The organism is Enterococcus sp. XAF26B05_ASV22 (assembly GCF_056727285.1).
The window spans coordinates 2,354,156-2,375,062 of record NZ_CM161538.1; the positions used below are offsets into that span (position 1 = coordinate 2,354,156).

Below are 20,907 nucleotides of genomic sequence, written 5' to 3' on the forward strand. Positions count from 1 at the left end.
AGTTTTTATAATTTATGGTAGCTCGGATAAAATCCAAGTTAACACCGTTTGGTAGTTGCCCGGCTCTTTTTCTGTTTTACCGGGTACGAATAAAGAAATTGCTTGATTCTCATAAATTGGTTGATTATTAAACGCTGGATCTACGATTGGATTATTCTGTTCGTCCAATTTAGGCCTTAATGTATCTGCCTGTTGATTGGTATTCGTAACAGATGCTCCAAAGGCAATTGCCCAGGTTCCCTCACCTTTTTTCGGCTTGGCTTCAGCTAAGTTATAGACTTCACCAATATTCGAAAGACGAATCACTTCTTTTGAAACCGTAGGTGCGGTTGTTTGGTCATTTATGGAGTTTGCCCATGATTTGTCAAAGGACAGCACTGCGCCTTTTAACTCCTTGCTTTTCGCCGATTGATTCTGGAACTGCGTTTCTTGCTTTAACTGTAAAGTCCAGCCTTGGCTGTCGTTTCTAAAATCGGATACTTGAATAAAGTTTCCTCTCGCTCCGGTATCATCATTGAAAAGTTGGGCATTTCCGTAATAGGTTTGATCCTGTTCAGACATCGTTGCATCCGAAAAGGTAATTTTAGGGACAAAATCAATCCTCAATAGGTTATCAGTATGAGGGCTGCCCCCTGGATCAGCAGGTTTTTCTGGATGTTCAGGGTCCATCACTTGTAATGGTTGCTTCCCACTAAATCGGATTGTTCCTTCACCAGAGTAATTCGACTCTTCTGCTTGACTCGTCACTGGAGTCATTAACAGAAGGGGAAACAGTAAGCAGCAGATGAGTAATTTTCTTCCCATCTTATTCACACTCCCTTTTTACGCGTTTTCGCTTCTTCCAAAAGAAGACGATCAACGCAATTAGGATAAGTGCGCCCCCTGTGAAGAGCATGCTAACTTTTATTAAATCCCCAGTATTTGGCAATCGTCCTGTCGGCTTCTTGCCAGTGTTTGGAAGTTTATTACTTGAAGAATCATTGTGTGTTGATTCATTCGTTTGAGCTGTTGAGGAATCTGATTCCTTAAAGACGATTCCTGCATTTGTCTGTACTTGTCCACCCTCCTCAGCTGTGGCCTCATTGATCGTACCGAAAGACACGGCAAGAAAAATTAAAGGAGTTAGAACAAAACAAATCATTCGCTGTTTTTTCATCGTGGTCTCCTCTCCATTAATAGGCTTCTTCTATTTGCCAAGTCAGTGTCGTTTCATATTTCCCTATTTGTTTCACTGAACCGACCGGAACGTTCAAACGCAGCCCTTGTTTTTCTGGTCCCCATGTTTCCTGACTAATGTCATATTTCCCTGAGGACTGGTGTTTGGAGCTAAAAACTTCCTGAGCATCTGTGGAAATCATTTTTTCTTCCCCAGCAGTCTGATAACTTAGCACATCTGGCAATTTCTGCGATGGATCATCTGGGATACTAAAATCTTGTGATTGTTTTAACGTGATTTTCCAAGTACCTAGCGTTTGACGATTGTCCCATATGATTAAATCTTGATCATATTCTGGATTGGCATAGGTTTTATCAAAGGCACTCACATTTTGATCCCCAAAATTAATGCTACTAGGTGCTGATTGAATAAATAGTGTTCCTTTAAACGTGTATTTTCGTGTGACACCTTCAGGTACGATCAACAGATTTTGTTCATCTGCAGGAGGCGTATCTAAAACATAGTTCAACGCTTCGACCGCTTTAAGCTTTTCGAGGACTTGTGCATTTTGAGTTAAGTCAATCGACTCTGCAACAGTTGATTCAAACGTAATTTTGTCCACAATGGGTTGATTATTTTCATCAACAAATTGGATTGTTACTGGCGCAATACTTGGTACCACCGTCACATTAATTGGCTTAGCTACTTTAGCTGTCCCGCTACCATAAGAAGCGGTTGCTTCATAGATGCCTCCCTGAGCAGAAGCTGACGTTAGAGGTAGTTTATCTATTGAAAGATTCAGTTGAGTATTATTCATTGTCGTTACAGATACGTCGTCATACTGCCATAATTTCAACTCAGTTTTTTCTAAAATCAAGGAGCGTAATGCCGCATCTGTTGTAGGATACTCTTTTGAATCGACACTAAAGTCTTTCCCGTAGATAATGTACTGACTACTTTTGACAACCTCCTGATTTTGAATAAAGAGTGGAATCGTCACATCACGTGCATTCCCTTTTTCATCGGTAAGAGTTAGTTGGAAACTACTTGGACCAACTGTTTTGACTAGAGTCGAGATGTCTTGTCCAGGTTTTAATTCAACTTTGATTTTATCTTTTGCTGAGTAGTTATCTTGATATTCTGATAAAAATGGACGGTAATCTGTTGCATTGGAAAGTGCTTGTTCATCACCAGCATCAATAAATGTTAATTTCCCTGTTCCTGTTGGTGCTTCTTTGTCGTAGGTTATTTTGTATGTGAAATCATTATCTGATAAGAAATTTTTGGATTCCACATGTGCTGTCAGTGTTAAGTCTGTATCTTGGGTCACTCCTATATCCATTACTTTAAACTGGATATCAACCTTTCCATCTTCTAGTGTTAAGTCTTTGGATAATGGAATACTTAATTCATTGTTCGTATAGGTTGGTGCTACAGATACACCGTTCAACTTAAATGTGCCGTATTGATACTTTTGATTGGGAGATAAAGAAAATGTATAGGTTGGCTGTAACATATTTTGCTTACCACCTGTATACTCACCACTATAATCAACGGTTATCTCAGAATTTTGAGTAACACTTTGTACCTTGTCTCCGCTAGCATTTGTAAATGTAAGGTTGTCTGTATAATCTATTAACCCTGGTACAGATTTAAAAGCAACAACTGCTTTTTCACCAGCTCCACCTGTCGACCCATTAAACCCCCAATAAACACTATCTGTTCCAAATGTATCTCTTGAAATTGTTGCTGTTACAGGATCAAGATCTCCGAACTGATACGTTAGCTGTCCATTATAGGCAGAATCCCAAGTTTTCCATTTTATTTTAAACAATCGCCATTGCCCATCTCCAAGGTTAAAGGTAGGATACTGTACGCCAAGATGATTAACTTTTGTTATATAATAATATGGCAAGGGCGCTACATATGTAGAAGCTTTGTCTGGAAAAGTGTAAGCAATATGGCCTTTTCCAGAGTTTTCATCTACATCACCATCAAAATTATCTCCATTTATACCGTTGTACCAAGTGTCAAATTCAATAGCAAAACTTTTCTTTAGTTGATTCCCTAATACCAAACTTTTAGGATATGCTGGTTTGATGCTAGTTCCATACACTCCTAATCCTGGGCCCACATTTCCAGAAAAAGCAGTAAGTTTTTCTGGCTCATTATGCATAACAAAAACTATACCGTCTGCGGTTCCATCTATACTAATGTACATTTCTGCAGAAAAATCTTTTGTTAAGTCCATCTTATTGGCTTCTGTAGAAAAAATACTTCCGACTTGCCGAATTACTTTATCGGTGATGACAACGTTGTTCCCCTCTACATAACTGTTTGCGCCTTGAGGTACTTTGAAAATATTGTCTAGCGGAACACTTTTAACATTCTCAGTGGCTTCTGTATTTATAGGCATAAACAGAAGACTAACCATTACTATCAGAAAAAAAAACACCTTTTTTTTACTTATCATTTTATTCTCACCTCCTTTCAACTTCTAACGTATCCATATTCAAATGATTCAACGTTTTATGACTATGGACAAGCCTAAGAGATGTGCATCCTACTGTTATTTTAATTTCATAGAAAACAAATCTAACGTTTAAATTATTTTTCGAATAGAGATAAAGAATGATTATTCCTCTATTTCAAACGATTACCCAACTCTTTTTTTAGCATACTTATCAATAGGCTTCTTCTATTTGCCAAGTCAGTGTCGTTTCATATTTTCCTATTTGTTTCACTGAACCGACCGGAACGTTCAAACGCAGCCCTTGTTTTTCTGGTCCCCATGTTTCCTGACTAATGTCATATTTCCCTGAAGACTGGTGTTTGGAGCTGAAAACTTCCTGAGCATCTGTGGAAATCATTTTTTCTTCTCCAGCAGTCTGATAACTTAGCACATCTGGCAATTTCTGCGATGGATCATCTGGGATACTAAAATCTTGTGATTGTTTTAACGTGATTTTCCAAGTACCTAGCGTTTGACGATTATCCCATATGATTAAATCTTGATCATACTCTGGATTGGCATAGGTCTTATCAAAGGAACTCACATTTTGATCTCCAAAATTAATGGTCTTAGGTGCTGATTGAATAAATAGCGTTCCTTTAAACGTATATTTTCGTGTGACACCTTCAGGTACGACCAACAGATTTTGTTCATCTGTAGGGGACGTATCTAGAACATAGTTTAATGCTTTGACCGCTTTAAGTTTTTCGAGAACTTGTTCATTTTTAGTTAAGTCAATAGACTCTGCAACGGTTGATTCAAAGGTCATTTCGTCCACAATGGGTTGATTATTTTCATCAACGAATTGAATCGTTACTGGCGCAATACTTGGTACCACCGTCACCTTAATTGGCTTAGCTACTTTAGCTGTACCACTGCCATAAGAAGCAGTTGCTTCATAGACACCTGCTTGAGCAGTATTGGACGTTGGAGGTAGTTTATCCATTGATAGATTTAATTGAGTATTATTCATTGCCGCTACAGATACGTCGTCATACTGCCATAATTTCAACTCTGTTTGTTCAAAAATTAAGGAGCGCAATGCTGCATTTGTTGTAGGATAATTTCTTGAATTTACACTAAAGTCTTTCCCGTAGATAATGTACTGACTGCTTTTGACAACATCCTGATTTTGAATAAAGAGTGGAACCGTCACATCACGTGTATTCCCTTTTTCATCGGTAAGTGTCAGTTGAACACTACTTGGACCAACTGTTTTGACTAAAGCAGCGATGTCTTGTCCAGCTTTTAATTCAACCTTGATTTTATCTTTTGCTGAGTAGTTATCTTGATATTCTGATAAAAATGGACGGTAATCTGTTGCATTGGAAAGTGCTTGTTCATCACCAGCATCAATAAATGTTAATTTCCCTGTTCCTGTTGGTGCTTCTTTGTCGTAGGTTATTTTGTATGTGAAATCATTATCTGACAGGAAATTTTTTGCTTTTACATGTGCTGTCAGTGTTAAGTCTGTATCTTGGGTCACCCCGCTATCTTTTACTTTAAACTGGATATCAACTTTACTATCTGTCGATGATAAGTCTTTTGATAGAGGAATTTCCAATTCATTATTAACGTATGTTGGTGTAACCGCAACACCATTGAGCTTAAACGATCCTTGTTGATACTCTTGATTTGGTGATAAAGTGAACTTATAAGCTGGTTCCATTAGGTTTTGTTTTCCTCCCACATGTTGACCAACATAGTGAACTGTCACCTCGGAATCTTGAGTAATGCTTTGAATGCTCTTACCTTCAGCATCAATGAAATCAACATTTTCAGAGTAATCTACAAATCCTGGTAAAGATTTAAAACGAACGCTTGCTTTTTCAGTTACATTAGTTGTTGACCCAGTGAATCCCCAATAGACATTATCTGTTCCAAATGTATACTTTGGAACGGATGCTGAAATAGGCTCTAATCCTTCGTATTGATACGTTAAATTCCCAATATTACTAGCATTCCAAGCAGTCCATTTTAATGTTAATAAACGCCACTTGCCATCACCAAGCTTAAAAGAAGGATATTGCACTCCATTGTGTTTAACTGATGCAACCGTTCTGTCTGCATAAAATCCATAACCATCATAACTATCTGGAGTCGTGTATGCGATGTGTCCATTACCTAAATTTGTATTTAAAAATCGATCATATCCGAAGTTGTAATAAGTATCAAATTCAATAGCCAGACTTTTTTTTAATTGGGATGGTCCTATCAACATATAAAGCCCCTGGAAATACCAATACGATCCGTAGACCGCTAAACCCTGACCAGTTAAACCTGAAAAATTTTGGGTTTTAGGTTGATCATTATGCATTACAAACGTCATTCCGTCACCACTACCATCAATTTTTACATACATTTCAGCATAAAAATCTTTTGAAAGATCTATCTTATTTTCTTCAGTAGAATAGATACTGCCAATTTGATTTGATGTATTATCTGTTATAACAATTTCATTTCCATCTACATAACTGTTTGCTCCTTGGGGTACTTTAAAAATACTATCTATCGGTACACTATCAATTTCTTCTGTAGCTTCTGTATAGTTTGGAAAGAATAGAAAACCAACTAGTATCCCCAAAAAAAGTAACCCAGGTTTTTTTTCTGTCATTTTTCATTCTACCTCCTATCTACTTCAGTTTATTTTTAAGGGTTATCTCTAAATAGAACAACTTACGAATTTTTCAACATATACCCTTTTGATCGAACTGTTTTTATATATTTTGGTTTTTTCAAATCACTCTCTACTTTACTTCGTAAATGAAAAATCAGATTACTGATTTTATACTTATTACTTCTTTTATCGTCATTCCAGATTAAAGACAATATTTCTTCATAAGTAACTGTACTATTGAGATTTTCCATTAATAAGCTCAAAATATTGTACTCACTTCGGGTCAGTGAAATTTCTTCTCCATTTTCTTTATGTACGCTCAAATTTATTGGATTTAAATTTAAAGAAGGAACTTTATTTTTACTCATATTAGAAATATTTACTCTTTTTTTGAAATTACGTTCAAGTGCACTTGTAAGTTGTAACTGGATCAATTCAGAGGATCTATCACTGTATGAAATTCCGTCGATACCCATTTTGTAATATAAAATTTCATTTTTTTCTTCACATTTAGCTGATAGCACCCAAATTAGTCCAGAAAAATTCTTTCTCAGTTCAAATAATATGTTTAGTATATTGATTGAACTAATCGCTTTGATTTCTTCTATAATAATGAGGTCTGCATCTATGTGAGAAATATCTATGTTTGTTTCTGTAGTAAAAGTTAAATCTAATAAGTCAAAAGAAGATAGTATGTCTTTTAATTGGCTCTCTTCTTTATCTGTAATAGCAATAGATTTATATGTCATTGTTATTCATCCTTACTTTTATTTTTTGTCTTTATTGAATATACAACAAATCTTTCTATTTGAAATTCTTTTTTTTTCGCTTAAAATGCAAAAAAAAAAACTAGTTTTTTCTTTTTCTTCCTATATATAATAGAGCGATTTTGAGAGGAATAAACTTCTCTTAGTTTATAACTGAGCATATTATTCGCTTTATTTTTTTCTACAATTCAGAATTTTTAAAATATGTTCAAGATAAAATTTACATTATAATGAAAATAAGGGGTGGTTAATTAGATGAACGAGATAGAAAAAAGATTAATATTTGATAATATTTTAAAGCGTAAACTATATATACTATCTTTATTAATAGATTCAAATGAACCTATATCTGTTTTTGATTTACAAAAAAATTACGATGTATCCATTAAAACGTTACAGCAAGATTTTTTATCCATTGAAAATGCTCTTTCTTCAACTGTGGAACTAACCAAATCTAGTAATTGGTCCATCAGGAAAATAGCTTCTCCAAAAGCTATCCAAACCTACATGTATGATTTAATACAACATAATCCTATATTTATACTGGTGGATTCACTCTATGAAGGAAAAAAAGAAAAGGTTGCAACTTTTGCTGAAAAGCATTTTATCTCTCAGTCAGCCTTAAGAAAACATATCGATTTATTGAAAGATGTATTAGCTGATTATCATTTAACGTTAAATACGAATCCATTTGAACTTATCGGAAATGAAATAGATATTCGCCACTTCTTTTTTCATTATTTTAACAATAACCACAGAAATTGGATGAATACATTTACAGATGCAGATTTTAAACTAATAGACAACTTTTTAAACTATATTAGAGACAATTATAAACAGATATTGACTATTGATTACTATAGATTCGCTCAGCTAATCAAAATTTCTCGCAATAGAATTGCTCAAAATAACCAGGTCTCTTTTGACAGTTCCCTTATTTCAACCTATAGCACTCATGCTGGTTTCAAATCGATTCATAGCGCCATTGATTGGGTTTCAAGAAACGATACTCTTTATACTGATTTATCTGATTCTGAAATTATCTATCTTTACATCATTGCTATAAATTCTGTTGTTTACGGAAAAGATTCTTTTTACATTCTCGATGATTTGTTGCCGATGTTAAAAACCTTTAATACGATAGTTGATAACTTCTTCAAGGATTTACATTATAATTTTTCAGCGAATGTGGAACTCAATCTGATTTTAAAATCTTATTTGTCTAATTTAGACATGTTAAGTAAATTTTCTACTCTTTTTCAAACGGAACAACAGGATTTAAAAAATATCGCTATACATGAATATCCTAAAACATATGAAAATTGGTTATATTATCTAGAAAAATACTCTGATTTTCATTTCAAACAGGATATAGCCACTTCGTTAACTTTATTGACAGAAACTAATTTGAAAAGAGATCATATTATTTTATTTGCCATATCTAGTACTCCAATAATTTCAGAACACCTAAAAAATATTGCAGCATCTGTAGCACCAAAAGAGGTTCAAATCCATTTTGTGATTAACCAACCGGTCACTGAAAATTTAATTCGATTTCTACATATTGATATTGTTGTTGCTAATTTTGCAATTCCTGAAGACCTTTCTAATATCAAATCAATTCAAATATCGTCAATCCCTGGTGAAATGGAATGGATGAATTTAGCAAAAGAACTTCGTCGCTATTTAAGCTAGTTGATTATTTTTAGCAAACTGAAAATTGTATTAAGATCTATTTATTATTTTTGAGTCGCTTTTTTCTATTTTGTTTTTTTGATAAAATAGAAAAGAAGCGATTGTACTTTAATTACCAATTAAAAAGAAAGCTGAGTGAGCAGTATGAAAAATTTGAGGAAAGTTATTCAAATGTTAACTGGACGTTTCGATAATAGTGAGCAGTTTCATTCTTTATCGAAAGAAGAACAAGAGAATTTCCCCTTTGCCATACACAATAATACTATTCTAAATGACTTGATTGTGAATCGGCCAAAAGAATTCGATGGGGTATTTTTGCATGAAGAAAGTTACTATACGTTGAATAACAAGGAGAAATTCAAATCAGATATTTTTCTTTTTTCAACGGATGAATCTGGCGAGGTTGTGTTAAAATCGATCACTGTGCCAAAAGAATTAATGAACACTAAATTTAATGAACTAAATGAAATTGATTTTACGGTTCTTTCAGTATCGGATAAATTTGTTCCATTGCACTATAAGGAACATGAGGGGACGTTTACTGGCGAATCACACAGTATGTTTACGAAGAAAACAGCGTTTATTTTAAAGCAAGAACTATCTGATGAAACATTGGTCATAAAAGAGGAAATGTTTAATGGGGATAAACGAGTGTTTGGGTTTGATAGACCGATCATCTATAAACGGATTCTAAGCAAGAATTAGAAAATACTCTTTTAAGTGGATATGGAAAAAAAGTGTGTTGTATGCTATAATGCAAGTGATAAGAGAGATATGCGCTAACATACCTCTCCTATGTAGAGCCGTTTAAGACGGTAGCAAGTATTTTATATCATTATGAAATGATCGTTTAACTGGCTAAAGTTAATGAACGGTCATTTCTTTTTGTCGTTTTTAAGCAATTCTACAACTGAGCGAATGAAGATAGCATCCCCAACATGGTACTACACGTACTGTTATATACTAAAAAGAAACTAGAAAAGTCGATCTAGCTTCTTACTATTTTATCAATCAATTCCACTATGTTTTATTTATTGGCACTCAGAGTTGGTCAAAAATCAGAAAACCATCGTTTCATTTCCTACAGTACTTAACCAAAGAGCGTTGTTCTTTAGCAAAGATAAATATTCTGGTCCAAACCACTCTCCAATATTTTTAAAATAGTTTAAGATGCGTCACCTAAAATATCGATATCTTTTCCTATACAAAATTCACATTTTTTCTGTTTAACTTTAGTCTTCTTTGGTAATTTGACTATCTTCTACAATCGTTAACGTATAAACGCCATTCGTTATAGCTATATTAGAATATGAAATTCTTACCTTCTCATTCATTTTAACCCTTTTTAAAATATCCTCTCGAGTATCTTTAAAAGGAATAAAAATGTAAATTTCACTTCCTTTCGGAATATCTAGATCATCAGATGTTTGTGTAGAACTTATTTCTGTTGCTGTATTCACAATAAGTGATTCTTCCCTAATAGCTGTTATAGTGCCGATCAAATGACGTATGTGTGCAAAACTTTCTCCACTTTTCATGCTTGCATCATTCTCCTCCGTGTTCTTTGAACACCCCATAAAAATAATCAACAAGATTAAAACAGTTGTAACGCTACTCAATTTTTTCATGATTGATCCTTTTCAGACTTAAATAGTATTGATTCCTGACCATATAATACCATATGTATCAAGGAAATTTCCTGGAATATAATTAATATACTTTGCTGCTGCATACCACCCATCTGCTACAACTAAATAATTTGCTTGTTTTGAGGCAAAATATCCTTCAACAGCAACTGCGTGACCAGAACGAGCTTTCTCTTTTGCATTCCAAATTCCATAAGCTAGTATGGCGGGCTTTTTATTGTCAATTGCAGACTTGAATTGATTGAAGCTCGGATTAGATATATTTTGATGCGTTATATTTTTTTTCTTTTCTTTTGCAAATTGGGTAAATCCATTTCCAATTTTAGTGTTATTGGTAGTACCATATTTTATTCCATTTTCGACCTTATACTGGGTTGTTCCAGCATACTTCCAAAGTTTAGGATAGGATATCTTAGTGTTTTGTTCTAAGTTCGTTCCTTTAGCTAAGATATCCAATGCAGATACTGCACAGCCCCAAATTCCAGTTTGACTTTCCACTTGGCTCTCTATACTTGGTATAAACTGTCTCCACATATTAAACTCCAAATTAGTTAAGCCGTTCGCAATTTTTCTTAGGAGAACTTTATCATGATTGTCATATTTACTACTAGTTGAAGATAGTTCGTCTAACTCATCATCTGTTACAAATTCATCATTAGTAACCACAATATCTTTAGATTTTTCTTCCATTTCAGCGACTTCTTGATCAGTCGTCATTACTTCATTTTCAGAAGTAATTGTCACATCATTATTCACTTCAACTGAATATTTCAATGGCTCAATTTCAACAACTTTTACATCTTTATTCTCTACTTTCGTTTCAACTTCTATGCCATTTGATTCTGCCATTTCAACAGTCTTATCGATGATATCCCCTACATTTTCATCTATTGAAAATTCCATCAAATAACCTGGTACTCTAAAATCATACACCGCATATCCGTAAGGTTTTTCTCCTACCTTATAACTAACAATAAACCCAATTGCTGAATTGTTTTTATCATAAAGTTTGGTTACATCTGATATGCTTGTATTTATATCTGGTTTCACATCTTTAGCTAACTTTAGCGCAAGCTCTGAAACAGTTTCTTCTTTAACTTCAAAATAAGTATTTTCTGACTCTACATTTGAAATTGCTGAAACAGAATGTCCTCCTACCAATAAAGCTGACACGATCACTATACCAAAACAAATCCTATTAAAAACTTTTTTAATTCTCATAAAAACCTCCATTTTTCTAATTTTTAACTAATGTTATTACATTAACTTTTCTAAGTAAATAGTTCAGTACATTAAACATTAATAAAGCAACTATATGTCGATACATTTTATTTTAAGATAATTGCTATGATTTTTGATTTCAAAAAATTTTTTTGTTATTTTTCCTTATATATAAGGGAACGATTTTGAGTGTTATTTAATGTTATTTGTAAGAAAAATTATGTTGCGTGTTCGTATTCTTTTCGGATATACTTAAGAGGTAGAATAGAAAAACAGCTCATGCTAACATGAACTGTTCAAATCTGAATATAAAAATAAATTGGCGCTTCAAAGCCTGGCAGCAACCAAGCGTTTGAAGCCTTGTAAAGACAGTACCACCTGCCCAAACAAGTTGCCAATAGTGCTAGCAACATGTACTAGCTTCTTTCATTGTACCTAAAGTTTGCCTATTTTTCTATAGGTTTCTTGGATTCTCTATAGGTTACTTTGATAATGTAGTAGATGATTCTTTGGGACTATTGTAAACGATATTGGGTGATGTTACCTGATATCGTTTTTTCTATTCTACAAATCTGGTGAAAGGAGGTTTCGTTCAAAGTAAAGCAAATGATCAATGATAGATATAAGACAAGGAGACAACGTTCACTTCGTTCACCTTGTACTTTGCATCATCCACTCTGCCTTTTGGTCAGTCAGGATGGTGCAAAATAAAAAGGCACTTCACCATCTGACAGCAATCACATGATGAAGCCTTGCATAGACAGTACCACCTATCTATACAAGTTGCCAATTGCTAGCACAAAAGCACTAGCTTTCTTTATTGTACCTAATTTTACTGGGATTTTCTAGTCTGTCTGGAAACTTTTAGTTGGGATTTTGTATTTTATGGAGGGTTTGGGCTTTATCTAGGGGATTGATGACGGTATTGGTAGGATGATAAAAACTACAATAGCGTTTTTTGTTTTGCTTTGAGAAGAAAGTGATAGGAATACGGACAGGCTTAGAAAAATCATGCGTAAGTCGTTTTTATCACTGGTTTGTTTAATAGTTGCCCGAGTCAATGCGCAGATAGATGAGTTACGTATGTGAAGCGTTGGATGATAGTGTTCAGCGCTTCGTGTTACTGGTTTTAAGAGTACTTTTAAAAAGGGAGGAAATGGGTTATGAAAAAAGAAGGTCAGAGTTTAAAGGTGATTCCTTATCAGGATATTACGGATTTGCAGCATACGTTGGATCGGTTGCAGTCTTGGGAGGAGCCGCTTGCTGTGTTGGATCATTTTTTTCAGTTTCGGAAAGGGCCGATTAATAAGAAAAAGGTTGTGAAGGAGTATTATGCTTGTGGGCATTTGTTTCATGCTTTTTTTGAGGAGTTTTTGAGGTTGATGGCGATTGAGGAGGAGAAGGTGAGGAAGTTGGATGGGGGGAGGAAAATTGCGGGTGATGGTTTGAGAACGTGATGTTTAAATAAAATAAACTAGGTTCACTGCGTTGAGTGTTCCTAGTTTATAACATATAACTCTAAAAAAAGTAATAACACGCGCTAAATTACCAGTTATAAATTGAAGAATCCCAGATATAAACTCCTTCCGGAACCGGAATAGTTATTGGATAATTATTAGCTTGTACAACCATTGGATAATTCCACCATGGATTCCAAAGATAGTATGTTCTAATTTTATCCGAGTTTACCCAACCATACAAAGCAAATGCATGTCTGGATTTATGGAGTTTAGAATTGGAATGAGAATAGCCTTCGGTACCCATATATATTGCGTTCCCTTTTCTTAACTCTCTTTCCACAGTTGCATGGCTTAACATTGAGCCTGTCCTAATTGGATTTGTGCCACGTGCTCTACCATAATTTAATAGTTGATCTTGATTAACACCAGTCGCTTCTTTTTGAGCTGTTGAAAACTTAGGAAACGTGTAATTTAGAATATCTCTTGCAAGTGTCGGCCGACTATCTACTTTGTTATTCAAAATTGCTGCTGTTACATATGCCGCACACCAAGGAAAAGTACTTTGAGTCTCACGTATTGACCAGTTAATCATCGCATAGTTTGAAGCTGTTGAAACAGATGACCTGGTTACTTTAGCTTTTTCTAGGTTTGGCTGTATGTCATAATCGATATGTTCAGATACATTTTTTATTTCTAAATCATTCTCTTCAACTATAATATCGTCTGAGCTTTGATTCTCATCAGTGTTCTCTTTTGGCGCACTGTATATTTTCTTGATCTTATCATTTAGCTTAAAGTAGATATCGCTATCCTTAACATGAAAAGATATGGGTTCACCATTAGCTGAATCCAATATATCATTGATTTCTTTAATTAAAAATCTTGAAACAGATGAAGTGTACCCAGTAATAACATCATTTCTTACAGAATATAGAAACTCAACTCGCTGATTCAAAAAAATCGGGAAAAAAATAGTACTATTTTCTACATTCTCGCCGTCAAACATTGCAAATGAAGAACCTAGCTCATATTCACTGGTTTTTGTATTAGCACCTTCAAAAAACAACGTAGCACTCAATAAATTCCCAAAATCTTTTTTCGCAAACTCATCTATTTCTTGAGGGATTTTTGACGTTTTAACTAGCAATTCTTCATCGCTACTTGCGTCTACCACATTAAAATTTGCTATTCCAACAAATAAACCTAAAAACATTACACTACACAACAACCACTTTTTCATTTTCATATCATTCCTCCAAATAAATTTTATTAAACTAAATACCTTTTAAGTATTTGTTTTACTGAATTTAATAGGTCGACTCATTCCTTCTGCTGTATTTGACTGTGTATATACACCATAAGCCCATGTCAATTCATCATTTTCAATAGATATTCCTATAAAAAATGTTTGATCCTCGTTTAGTAAATATAGACTTGATTCATCATATTTTTGAACTTGATAATTTTCATAATTCTGTTCATTTTCTCCATCTTTTAAAACAAAATTCAACATGCCTTCGCTGCCTTCTGTAATACTTAATAAATACTGACTATCTTCCTTTATACCTCGCCAATCACCTAAAAATTTATCGAATTGTAATTTTTTTTCTGTACTTTCAATAACTAGTTCTTTTACTTGACTACTTTCTTTTGATGATTGCTTCAGTACAGGATTTTTTTCGTTGGTAGGTTTACAACCTATTAGCAAAAATACCAGAACGAAAAAAAGAGGAATGTATGTTATGTTTTTCAATATAACCTCTCCAATCTAACATTATATAAAACCAATAGTAATATATAGTTATTCATTAGTCAATTTAAATTTCACCCATTGATTCATTATAATCTTAAAGAATATGAAATTAGTAGCATACATTGAATTGATTACAGTTTTAAGAAGAAGCAATGGGAGAAGAAAATTATGGCTGCTTTTATGAAAAAGTAAAATTGAAATAAAATAAACTAGGTTCACTGGTTAAAGTGCTCCTAGTTTACAATATCCGATTATTCAAAATCAAAATAGTCACTATCTATTTTAAAAACTTTATACGTTTTGGCCGTTTCAACGCCAACTTGATAATCAATCATCAAATCAGTTAATTGGATTCCATCAATTAAGACAATACCTTGATTTTTGGCAAATTCCATCGCACCTTTTGAGAACTTAGAAGTTGTAATAAATACACCTCTATCAGCATTGACACCTGCTAATGCACCATAAAATGATTGAATATCATTCCGTTGAACGACATTTGTTTCTTTATATCGTTTTGCTTGAATATAAACTGTACTTGTTCCAAGTGGATCTTGATTAATAACGCCGTCAATTCCACCGTCATTCGATTTACTCGTTACTTTAGCTGTCCCATTTTCACCACTGTATCCCATAGCCACAAGTAAATCCACAACTAAACGTTCAAAGAAATAGGGATCGCTGTTTCTAATTTTGCTTAGTAATTCAGTCGCTACTTCATTATTCAATGTTGTCGCTAATTCATCAATCTTTTTCCGTGGATTGATTTCATCATCTTCTTCTAATAGTTCGTCAGTTTCATTTAATCCAGCAAGTTTATTACGTTCATTCATTTCTTGCATGTACTTAATATAGGCTGGCTGCTTTTTCAATATTTTTTTATTAAGTTGATCACCGTATTCGTTTAACAAAGCTATTCCTGAATCCGTAATTTGATAAATCCCTCTATTTGGTCTAGCTACGGAATCCGCTTTAAATAAATCACTTAGAGCAAAACTAAAACGATTAATCAATACACCATCGCTATTTGGGTACTTCGGGTATTTTATATTCCGAATTTCATCTGGAATCTTTAAAAACTGAATTACTTTTTTGCTAATGGTTGACGTGGTCGTTTCTTCTCCATCTTCAAGCACTTTCAAAATGTAGGGAATTAAAGAATCATAAGTTGGTATGCCGTCTTTTGATTGTTTTAGTTTTTTCCAATCAGTGTTCATGTTTTTACCTCTCTAATTTCTTTACTATCAGATACGCACTAAAATTATTTATTAATTAACCCATAAATAATTATCTCCGTAAATATAATGAGTTGTTTATATACCTCATATAATAACGAATACGTTCCACAATTAGTTTATTAATATCTGAACACTTATCGTCAAAATTTATTGAAATTATTTTTATTTTTTCATAATATTCTGGAATTCTTTGTTTCAATATATCTATATTCGGATTAATCATAATTGCATAATAGTCTGAAAAACCACTATTTGCTTCACATATTTCCATTAATTGCTTCATAAAATAGTAGTCATCTAGAGAATATCCCATAAATAGAATGCTTTTATTTCCAAGTAAACTTTGTAATCTACGCATACATTTTGGATCATCGTATAAATTTTTATAATCATCTATATTGACTACCATACTCCCTTTATCTTGATAGCTTGATGAACCATGTAAATGAACAATACTTGGAAATTTTTCTAAAGATTTTATATCCTCAATATTTTTGAAAATAACCGTTTTATAATCATATTTTTCCCCTACTTTATCAATTACTTCATCATAGTTAGTAGTCATAATCAAAGGATAATCTGACATTAAAATATCATCATAATTATTATCTCTTTCCATATCAATTTTTTCAAAAGAAAACATTTCTGAAATTTTATATTTTATTGATTCAATATCTTTTGTCAATTGATTTTGGGGATCAGAAATTATTTCATCAAAACACTCCAAATATCTATTGGTACCTAAAAAAAATTGGATTCCTCCCTTAACATTTTCTGAACAAGAAATACTTAGTTCCCCAATCATTTCAGACCAATTAACCAGACCCAAAGGTACTGAGATACCAGCACCAATAAAAGGAACAATATTTGTACATACCCTTAAAGAGTCTAACAAGGCTTTTGTTATTAACCAATCTTGTTCAAATACACCCAATTTGTGTTTATTAATACTATCAACATATATTTTTATTTCTTCTTTAAGATTATACAACATTGATACACTTTCATGATCCTTTATTTTTTCTCCACACTCACATATTTTCTCAGGAATATTCACACCATAAGCTTCCCCTTCACACTCATAAAAGTAATTTATGTCAAATAAATTTTCTTGAACCATTTCGTTAAAAAGATATGGTGCTCTGTAAAAATGATAATTTATTTCATAAATAAAATAATCCTCTACTACTTCTTGATTTTGAAACGAAAAATTATTTATTAGCTCTATAAATTGAAAAGTATGATTTTCTTTTAAATGTTCATTAAAAATCCTTGATAGATGTTTGAATTTCGTTGATAATATAAGATACCATCTCCTTATTTTTCTTTTCTCTTGCCATGATGTTAATTAATACATTATAATCCGTAATTTTTATTGTAGATTGACTGACAGAAGTCCTATTTTTATATTCCTCTGAACTATGAAACAGATATCGATCAAACCATGCAATTCTCCATTCAGCGATAGAACCAAAATACTCAAAACTTGTATTTAAACTATGAAAAATTTCGTGTATAGGAAGTGGCTGATCTTTGTTTTTAGACTTAGTATTACTACTTGAAGCATCCATCCCCAAAAATTTAATTCTAGTTGGGTAACCAGGGAGTTTTTTTTCTAAAGCTTTCTTCTTTAACTCGAGTCCTTCTACATTTTTTGTCATGTATTCACTAACACAAATTGAGATAATCTTTTTACTGGCTTTTTCTTTATCTGTATTAGACAAACTAACCATCTTACCTAAATTTTGAATTACATTTTTTATATGAGTATTGATTGGTGGCATGTCTTTTAGTAATTTTTTTTGATAATCTTCGATTAATTTTTTATTCATATCTACACAAGTCTCAAACATAGCCCTTTTATATTTAGAAACATCTTCTTTTGTAAATTTCCTTCGTTCAATATTAAATATTACTTCTAGTTTTTTAATCAAAACATTGTAATAGGAATCTACAGATCTTATTATTGCATCTTCTCCCTTTTTCATCGCAAATTTATTACACAGATAAGTATATATTTTCTTTTCTTCTTTATTTACAATAATCATTGCTGGAATTAAAACTGATTTATTTTTTGTCAAATTGAACATTTTTAACATACAAAAAATTTTTAAATCCTCATCTACAAAATAACAGCTTGGAATATAAATTTCATTCATTTTAGAAACATTGACTTCGTCAATTAAATTGTAAAAATCATTATGAAGAGCTGACTTGGCATTTTCTGAAAAATTATTTGTCAACTCGCTTAATTTACTTTGAATCTTATTCGAAATACTTGTTTTATCTAACTCTTTTTCTAGACTATCAATATATACATGACTCACCGAATGATAAATTATATTATCGATTATTAAATTTTTCATATCTAAAAATAGAGTTTTAGGAAATGTACTCGTTGAGATAATATCACAAATTTCAGAATATTTTTGAGCACTTAACAAATTATCTAATTTCGTCGTATTATACCTAACTTTTAGCAAACTAAATTCTTTTTTTAAATCTTCTAAATGAATAAACTCCGTGTACAAACTCAATTTATTCAAGTAAAATTGCTCAGCAGCCATCTCTTCCATAAAAACCTACCCTTCCATTAATTTTATTAACAATTATTTGAAAATAAATTTTATTTCATCTTTCCATTAATAATACTTGCATTAATAAAATCGCTCAAAACTAAAACTTCGTATACTTCTCTTTATTCCCCTTGCTCTTCCCAACGGGATACTTCTTATCATTCAGTTCCAGCTTCCTCTCAATGATTCCCTCAACATCCAATTCCAAATCAGAGGCCAACATCAAACTATAGATCAACACATCCGCCAATTCCTGCTCAATATTTTCTTGATTCTTCTCTTTCGATTCCTCACTTGTTTTCCACTGAAAGTTCTCCAGCAATTCAGAAGCTTCCAAAGAAATTGAAATTGCTAAATCTTTTGGATTATGAAATTGTCGCCAATCGCGATCATCTCTAAATTGATTGATTTTCTTGATTAATTCGTCCATTTTGATTTCTCCTTTTGAATTGTCATTAACTTCTCTCTCAGTTTATCATCACTCGCGTAAATATATAAACCATTGATCCCTCGTTTTAACAAAACATTGATCGAATTCAAAATGATTTGTTCTTTCACTTTGTCGATATTTTCGATTCCTTCACGACTTTTGAATGCTTCTGAATCTTTGTATTTTTCACTATCGATTTTTAACTCATTCTTTTCAGCATCGTAACCAATCGAAGGACCTAAAATCACCCCTACATAGTTTAAATCAAAGCCTTGTATTGTATAAATCGAACCGACTTCATTGATCGTTGCCTCTTCTTCTGCCCAGCTTTTTTTGTAATTTGTACGGTTCCATGGTGCTGAAAAATTCCCTTCTTCAACTAGATAATCTTTGCCATCTTTTTTATGTGTATAGTCAAAGGTTGAAACGATTCTGCTTAATCCAAATTTCTGGTTTCTTGCTTTTATTTCCATTCGCATATCTTCAGCACTTGAGAAAAAGCGGAAATCAAAATCCTCATCGCCAAATCTTTTCTCTGCTTCCGTTTTTTCTCGTTTTGTCACTTTAGGAAATGACAAAATTTTTCGATCCACAAATGAATCTACCCAATGAACGATTTCAGTATCAGCTTTCATTCTAAATTGTGTCGTTAAATGATATTCTTCATGAATTGGGTACTTATCTTTTATTTCAACAAGACTATCAACATTCCAATGACTTTTTAGCTTTAGAACTTGTTTTTCATCGAATACGACAATCGTGACTTTACTTCTTTTGATAACCTCTTCCAGTTGGTTCTCATATTCAAAGCTATTATATTTGTCTTTTGTAGAAAGTAGTAAATGAGATTCATCTACTAATACGATGTCTGCTTGTTTTCGTTTTCCCTTGTCGATGTCATTGATAAAACTAGTTGGTTTCATAAAGTTTTTCTTTTTTAAATTAGGCAAACTTTCGGCGATACTCTTATATGTTTTCAGCATCTCATTATGGTTGACCAAAAGATAATTATTATCCTGATTAAAGTCAGAGAACTCGTTGTTTTCCTTCTTTTCAGCTAAGTCTTGAATCGTTTTAAATATAGCACTCAAAACAACACTTTTACCTGTACCAGCTTCTCCTGCAATAAAAAAGACATGATGTTCATTTTTCGTATCAGCTAAACTTCGTTTACAAAAATCGATGACTTTTTCTTTTAAGTCTTGTTGTTCAGGTGATAATCCGCGAAACGGTGATAATTTGAAGGTGTCCTTATTTCTTAAAAAATCAGCACTGTGCTCAACAATTTTTTCATCTCTAAGACGAGTCCAAATTTTCGGAAACAATACTTCATCATAGTATCTTTTATCATAATAGTTATGTGATTCGCTGCCTTTGATTTGGCTTCTATTTTCAACTTTGTATTTTTCATCAGCGATAAAACAGCTGATTAAATTCGTTTCAATATTCAACGCCGCAGATACGTTCAATGTGTCATGTCCAATCATGACAATTTTCTTCATCATTGCTTTCTTATTACTTTTTAGATGTTCAGACATTCGTTTATCAAAGCGGCGACTTTGTCCCACATATGCTTCTGGCATCTTCTTTTTGTCCGTATTATATAAAATATACAAAATAGGATAATTTGTCTCAAATGGATCTTTTAAGTTTTCAACCTCTTTTTCACAAAAATCATATTCTTTTAGTTGGATTTTAATACTATCATCTTCATAATTCATAAACGACACTCTCCCAAACACATTGTAACAATTATTTTCAAAATAGGGAATCTTTTATGCAAGAAAGTTTTAATTTATAGATAGAAATGGACTTATTTTACGTAATATAAAGCAT

General features: G+C 32.8%; 17 protein-coding genes. 3 read left to right on the forward strand and 14 right to left on the reverse strand.

The window, feature by feature from the left end:
* Window positions 1-12: 12 nt before the first annotated feature.
* The 5 genes from AC1PU0_RS11615 to AC1PU0_RS11635 all read right to left on the reverse strand — a co-directional run bounded on the left by AC1PU0_RS11615 (window position 13) and on the right by AC1PU0_RS11635 (window position 7,034).
* The gene (locus tag AC1PU0_RS11615) at window positions 13-804 is read right to left on the reverse strand and encodes a WxL domain-containing protein (RefSeq protein ID WP_430607544.1); all 792 of its coding nucleotides are present in this window, start codon (window positions 802-804) and stop codon (window positions 13-15) included.
* Between the two features lies 1 nt (window position 805).
* Complete coding sequence (locus AC1PU0_RS11620) at window positions 806-1,156, reverse strand: LPXTG cell wall anchor domain-containing protein (protein ID WP_069640660.1); 351 nt, start codon at window positions 1,154-1,156, stop codon at window positions 806-808.
* 16 nt (window positions 1,157-1,172) lie between these two features.
* Complete coding sequence (locus AC1PU0_RS11625) at window positions 1,173-3,629, reverse strand: lectin-like domain-containing protein (protein ID WP_479998391.1); 2,457 nt, start codon at window positions 3,627-3,629, stop codon at window positions 1,173-1,175.
* 211 nt (window positions 3,630-3,840) lie between these two features.
* Entirely contained in the window at window positions 3,841-6,282 is a 2,442-nt protein-coding gene (locus AC1PU0_RS11630; protein ID WP_206849942.1) for a lectin-like domain-containing protein, read from the reverse strand.
* Between the two features lie 62 nt (window positions 6,283-6,344).
* Entirely contained in the window at window positions 6,345-7,034 is a 690-nt protein-coding gene (locus tag AC1PU0_RS11635; RefSeq protein WP_206849940.1) for a winged helix-turn-helix domain-containing protein, read from the reverse strand.
* Between the two features lie 273 nt (window positions 7,035-7,307).
* Between AC1PU0_RS11635 and AC1PU0_RS11640 the strand changes: the two genes are divergently transcribed.
* Entirely contained in the window at window positions 7,308-8,747 is a 1,440-nt protein-coding gene (locus AC1PU0_RS11640; protein WP_206849938.1) for a helix-turn-helix domain-containing protein, read from the forward strand.
* Between the two features lie 144 nt (window positions 8,748-8,891).
* The gene (locus AC1PU0_RS11645; protein WP_206849936.1) at window positions 8,892-9,452 is read left to right on the forward strand and encodes a hypothetical protein; all 561 of its coding nucleotides are present in this window, start codon (window positions 8,892-8,894) and stop codon (window positions 9,450-9,452) included.
* 527 nt (window positions 9,453-9,979) lie between these two features.
* On the opposite strand, the gene AC1PU0_RS11650 is transcribed toward AC1PU0_RS11645, so the two are convergent.
* Window positions 9,980-10,375, reverse strand: a complete 396-nt coding sequence (locus AC1PU0_RS11650; protein WP_206849934.1) for a hypothetical protein — start codon at window positions 10,373-10,375, stop codon at window positions 9,980-9,982.
* Between the two features lie 18 nt (window positions 10,376-10,393).
* The gene (locus tag AC1PU0_RS11655) at window positions 10,394-11,614 is read right to left on the reverse strand and encodes a C39 family peptidase (RefSeq protein WP_206849932.1); all 1,221 of its coding nucleotides are present in this window, start codon (window positions 11,612-11,614) and stop codon (window positions 10,394-10,396) included.
* Window positions 11,615-12,777: 1,163 nt separating this feature from the next.
* Between AC1PU0_RS11655 and AC1PU0_RS11660 the strand changes: the two genes are divergently transcribed.
* Window positions 12,778-13,071 carry a hypothetical protein gene (locus AC1PU0_RS11660; RefSeq protein ID WP_206849930.1) on the forward strand — a complete coding sequence of 98 codons (294 nt, stop codon included), beginning with the start codon at window positions 12,778-12,780 and terminating at the stop codon, window positions 13,069-13,071.
* Window positions 13,072-13,159: 88 nt separating this feature from the next.
* Here the strand turns inward: AC1PU0_RS11660 and AC1PU0_RS11665 are convergent, their stop codons facing one another.
* From AC1PU0_RS11665 to AC1PU0_RS11695, 7 genes are all read right to left on the reverse strand, one after another.
* Window positions 13,160-14,320 carry a C47 family peptidase gene (locus tag AC1PU0_RS11665; RefSeq protein ID WP_206849928.1) on the reverse strand — a complete coding sequence of 387 codons (1,161 nt, stop codon included), beginning with the start codon at window positions 14,318-14,320 and terminating at the stop codon, window positions 13,160-13,162.
* A 39-nt stretch (window positions 14,321-14,359) separates the two neighbouring features.
* Window positions 14,360-14,827 carry a hypothetical protein gene (locus AC1PU0_RS11670; protein WP_206849926.1) on the reverse strand — a complete coding sequence of 156 codons (468 nt, stop codon included), beginning with the start codon at window positions 14,825-14,827 and terminating at the stop codon, window positions 14,360-14,362.
* A 251-nt stretch (window positions 14,828-15,078) separates the two neighbouring features.
* Entirely contained in the window at window positions 15,079-16,044 is a 966-nt protein-coding gene (locus tag AC1PU0_RS11675) for a restriction endonuclease (RefSeq protein WP_206849924.1), read from the reverse strand.
* A 70-nt stretch (window positions 16,045-16,114) separates the two neighbouring features.
* A complete protein-coding gene (locus AC1PU0_RS11680) occupies window positions 16,115-17,122 on the reverse strand; it encodes an SIR2 family protein (protein ID WP_479998393.1) in 1,008 nt (335 codons plus the stop codon).
* 205 nt (window positions 17,123-17,327) lie between these two features.
* A complete protein-coding gene (locus AC1PU0_RS11685) occupies window positions 17,328-18,641 on the reverse strand; it encodes a hypothetical protein (protein ID WP_206849921.1) in 1,314 nt (437 codons plus the stop codon).
* A 100-nt stretch (window positions 18,642-18,741) separates the two neighbouring features.
* Window positions 18,742-19,071: a nucleotide pyrophosphohydrolase gene (locus AC1PU0_RS11690; RefSeq protein WP_206849919.1), complete on the reverse strand. Its 330-nt coding sequence runs from the start codon at window positions 19,069-19,071 to the stop codon at window positions 18,742-18,744.
* The gene (locus tag AC1PU0_RS11695; protein ID WP_206849917.1) at window positions 19,059-20,792 is read right to left on the reverse strand and encodes a DNA/RNA helicase domain-containing protein; all 1,734 of its coding nucleotides are present in this window, start codon (window positions 20,790-20,792) and stop codon (window positions 19,059-19,061) included. Before AC1PU0_RS11695 ends, AC1PU0_RS11690 begins: the two co-directional genes overlap by 13 nt.
* Window positions 20,793-20,907 lie beyond the last annotated feature (115 nt).

Excerpts from the sequence above, each read along its gene's own strand:
- AC1PU0_RS11640 (WP_206849938.1), top strand. The coding sequence starts at position 7,308 with ATGAACGAGATAGAAAAAAGATTAATATTTGATAATATTTTAAAGCGT.
- AC1PU0_RS11675 (WP_206849924.1), bottom strand. The coding sequence starts at position 16,044 with ATGAACACTGATTGGAAAAAACTAAAACAATCAAAAGACGGCATACCA.
- AC1PU0_RS11625 (WP_479998391.1), bottom strand. The coding sequence starts at position 3,629 with ATGATAAGTAAAAAAAAGGTGTTTTTTTTTCTGATAGTAATGGTTAGT.
- AC1PU0_RS11635 (WP_206849940.1), bottom strand. The coding sequence starts at position 7,034 with ATGACATATAAATCTATTGCTATTACAGATAAAGAAGAGAGCCAATTA.
- AC1PU0_RS11655 (WP_206849932.1), bottom strand. The coding sequence starts at position 11,614 with ATGAGAATTAAAAAAGTTTTTAATAGGATTTGTTTTGGTATAGTGATC.
- AC1PU0_RS11695 (WP_206849917.1), bottom strand. The coding sequence starts at position 20,792 with ATGAATTATGAAGATGATAGTATTAAAATCCAACTAAAAGAATATGAT.
- AC1PU0_RS11650 (WP_206849934.1), bottom strand. The coding sequence starts at position 10,375 with ATGAAAAAATTGAGTAGCGTTACAACTGTTTTAATCTTGTTGATTATT.
- AC1PU0_RS11660 (WP_206849930.1), top strand. The coding sequence starts at position 12,778 with ATGAAAAAAGAAGGTCAGAGTTTAAAGGTGATTCCTTATCAGGATATT.
- AC1PU0_RS11615 (WP_430607544.1), bottom strand. The coding sequence starts at position 804 with ATGGGAAGAAAATTACTCATCTGCTGCTTACTGTTTCCCCTTCTGTTA.
- AC1PU0_RS11685 (WP_206849921.1), bottom strand. The coding sequence starts at position 18,641 with ATGGAAGAGATGGCTGCTGAGCAATTTTACTTGAATAAATTGAGTTTG.
- AC1PU0_RS11645 (WP_206849936.1), top strand. The coding sequence starts at position 8,892 with ATGAAAAATTTGAGGAAAGTTATTCAAATGTTAACTGGACGTTTCGAT.
- AC1PU0_RS11665 (WP_206849928.1), bottom strand. The coding sequence starts at position 14,320 with ATGAAAATGAAAAAGTGGTTGTTGTGTAGTGTAATGTTTTTAGGTTTA.
- AC1PU0_RS11620 (WP_069640660.1), bottom strand. The coding sequence starts at position 1,156 with ATGAAAAAACAGCGAATGATTTGTTTTGTTCTAACTCCTTTAATTTTT.
- AC1PU0_RS11630 (WP_206849942.1), bottom strand. The coding sequence starts at position 6,282 with ATGACAGAAAAAAAACCTGGGTTACTTTTTTTGGGGATACTAGTTGGT.
- AC1PU0_RS11690 (WP_206849919.1), bottom strand. The coding sequence starts at position 19,071 with ATGGACGAATTAATCAAGAAAATCAATCAATTTAGAGATGATCGCGAT.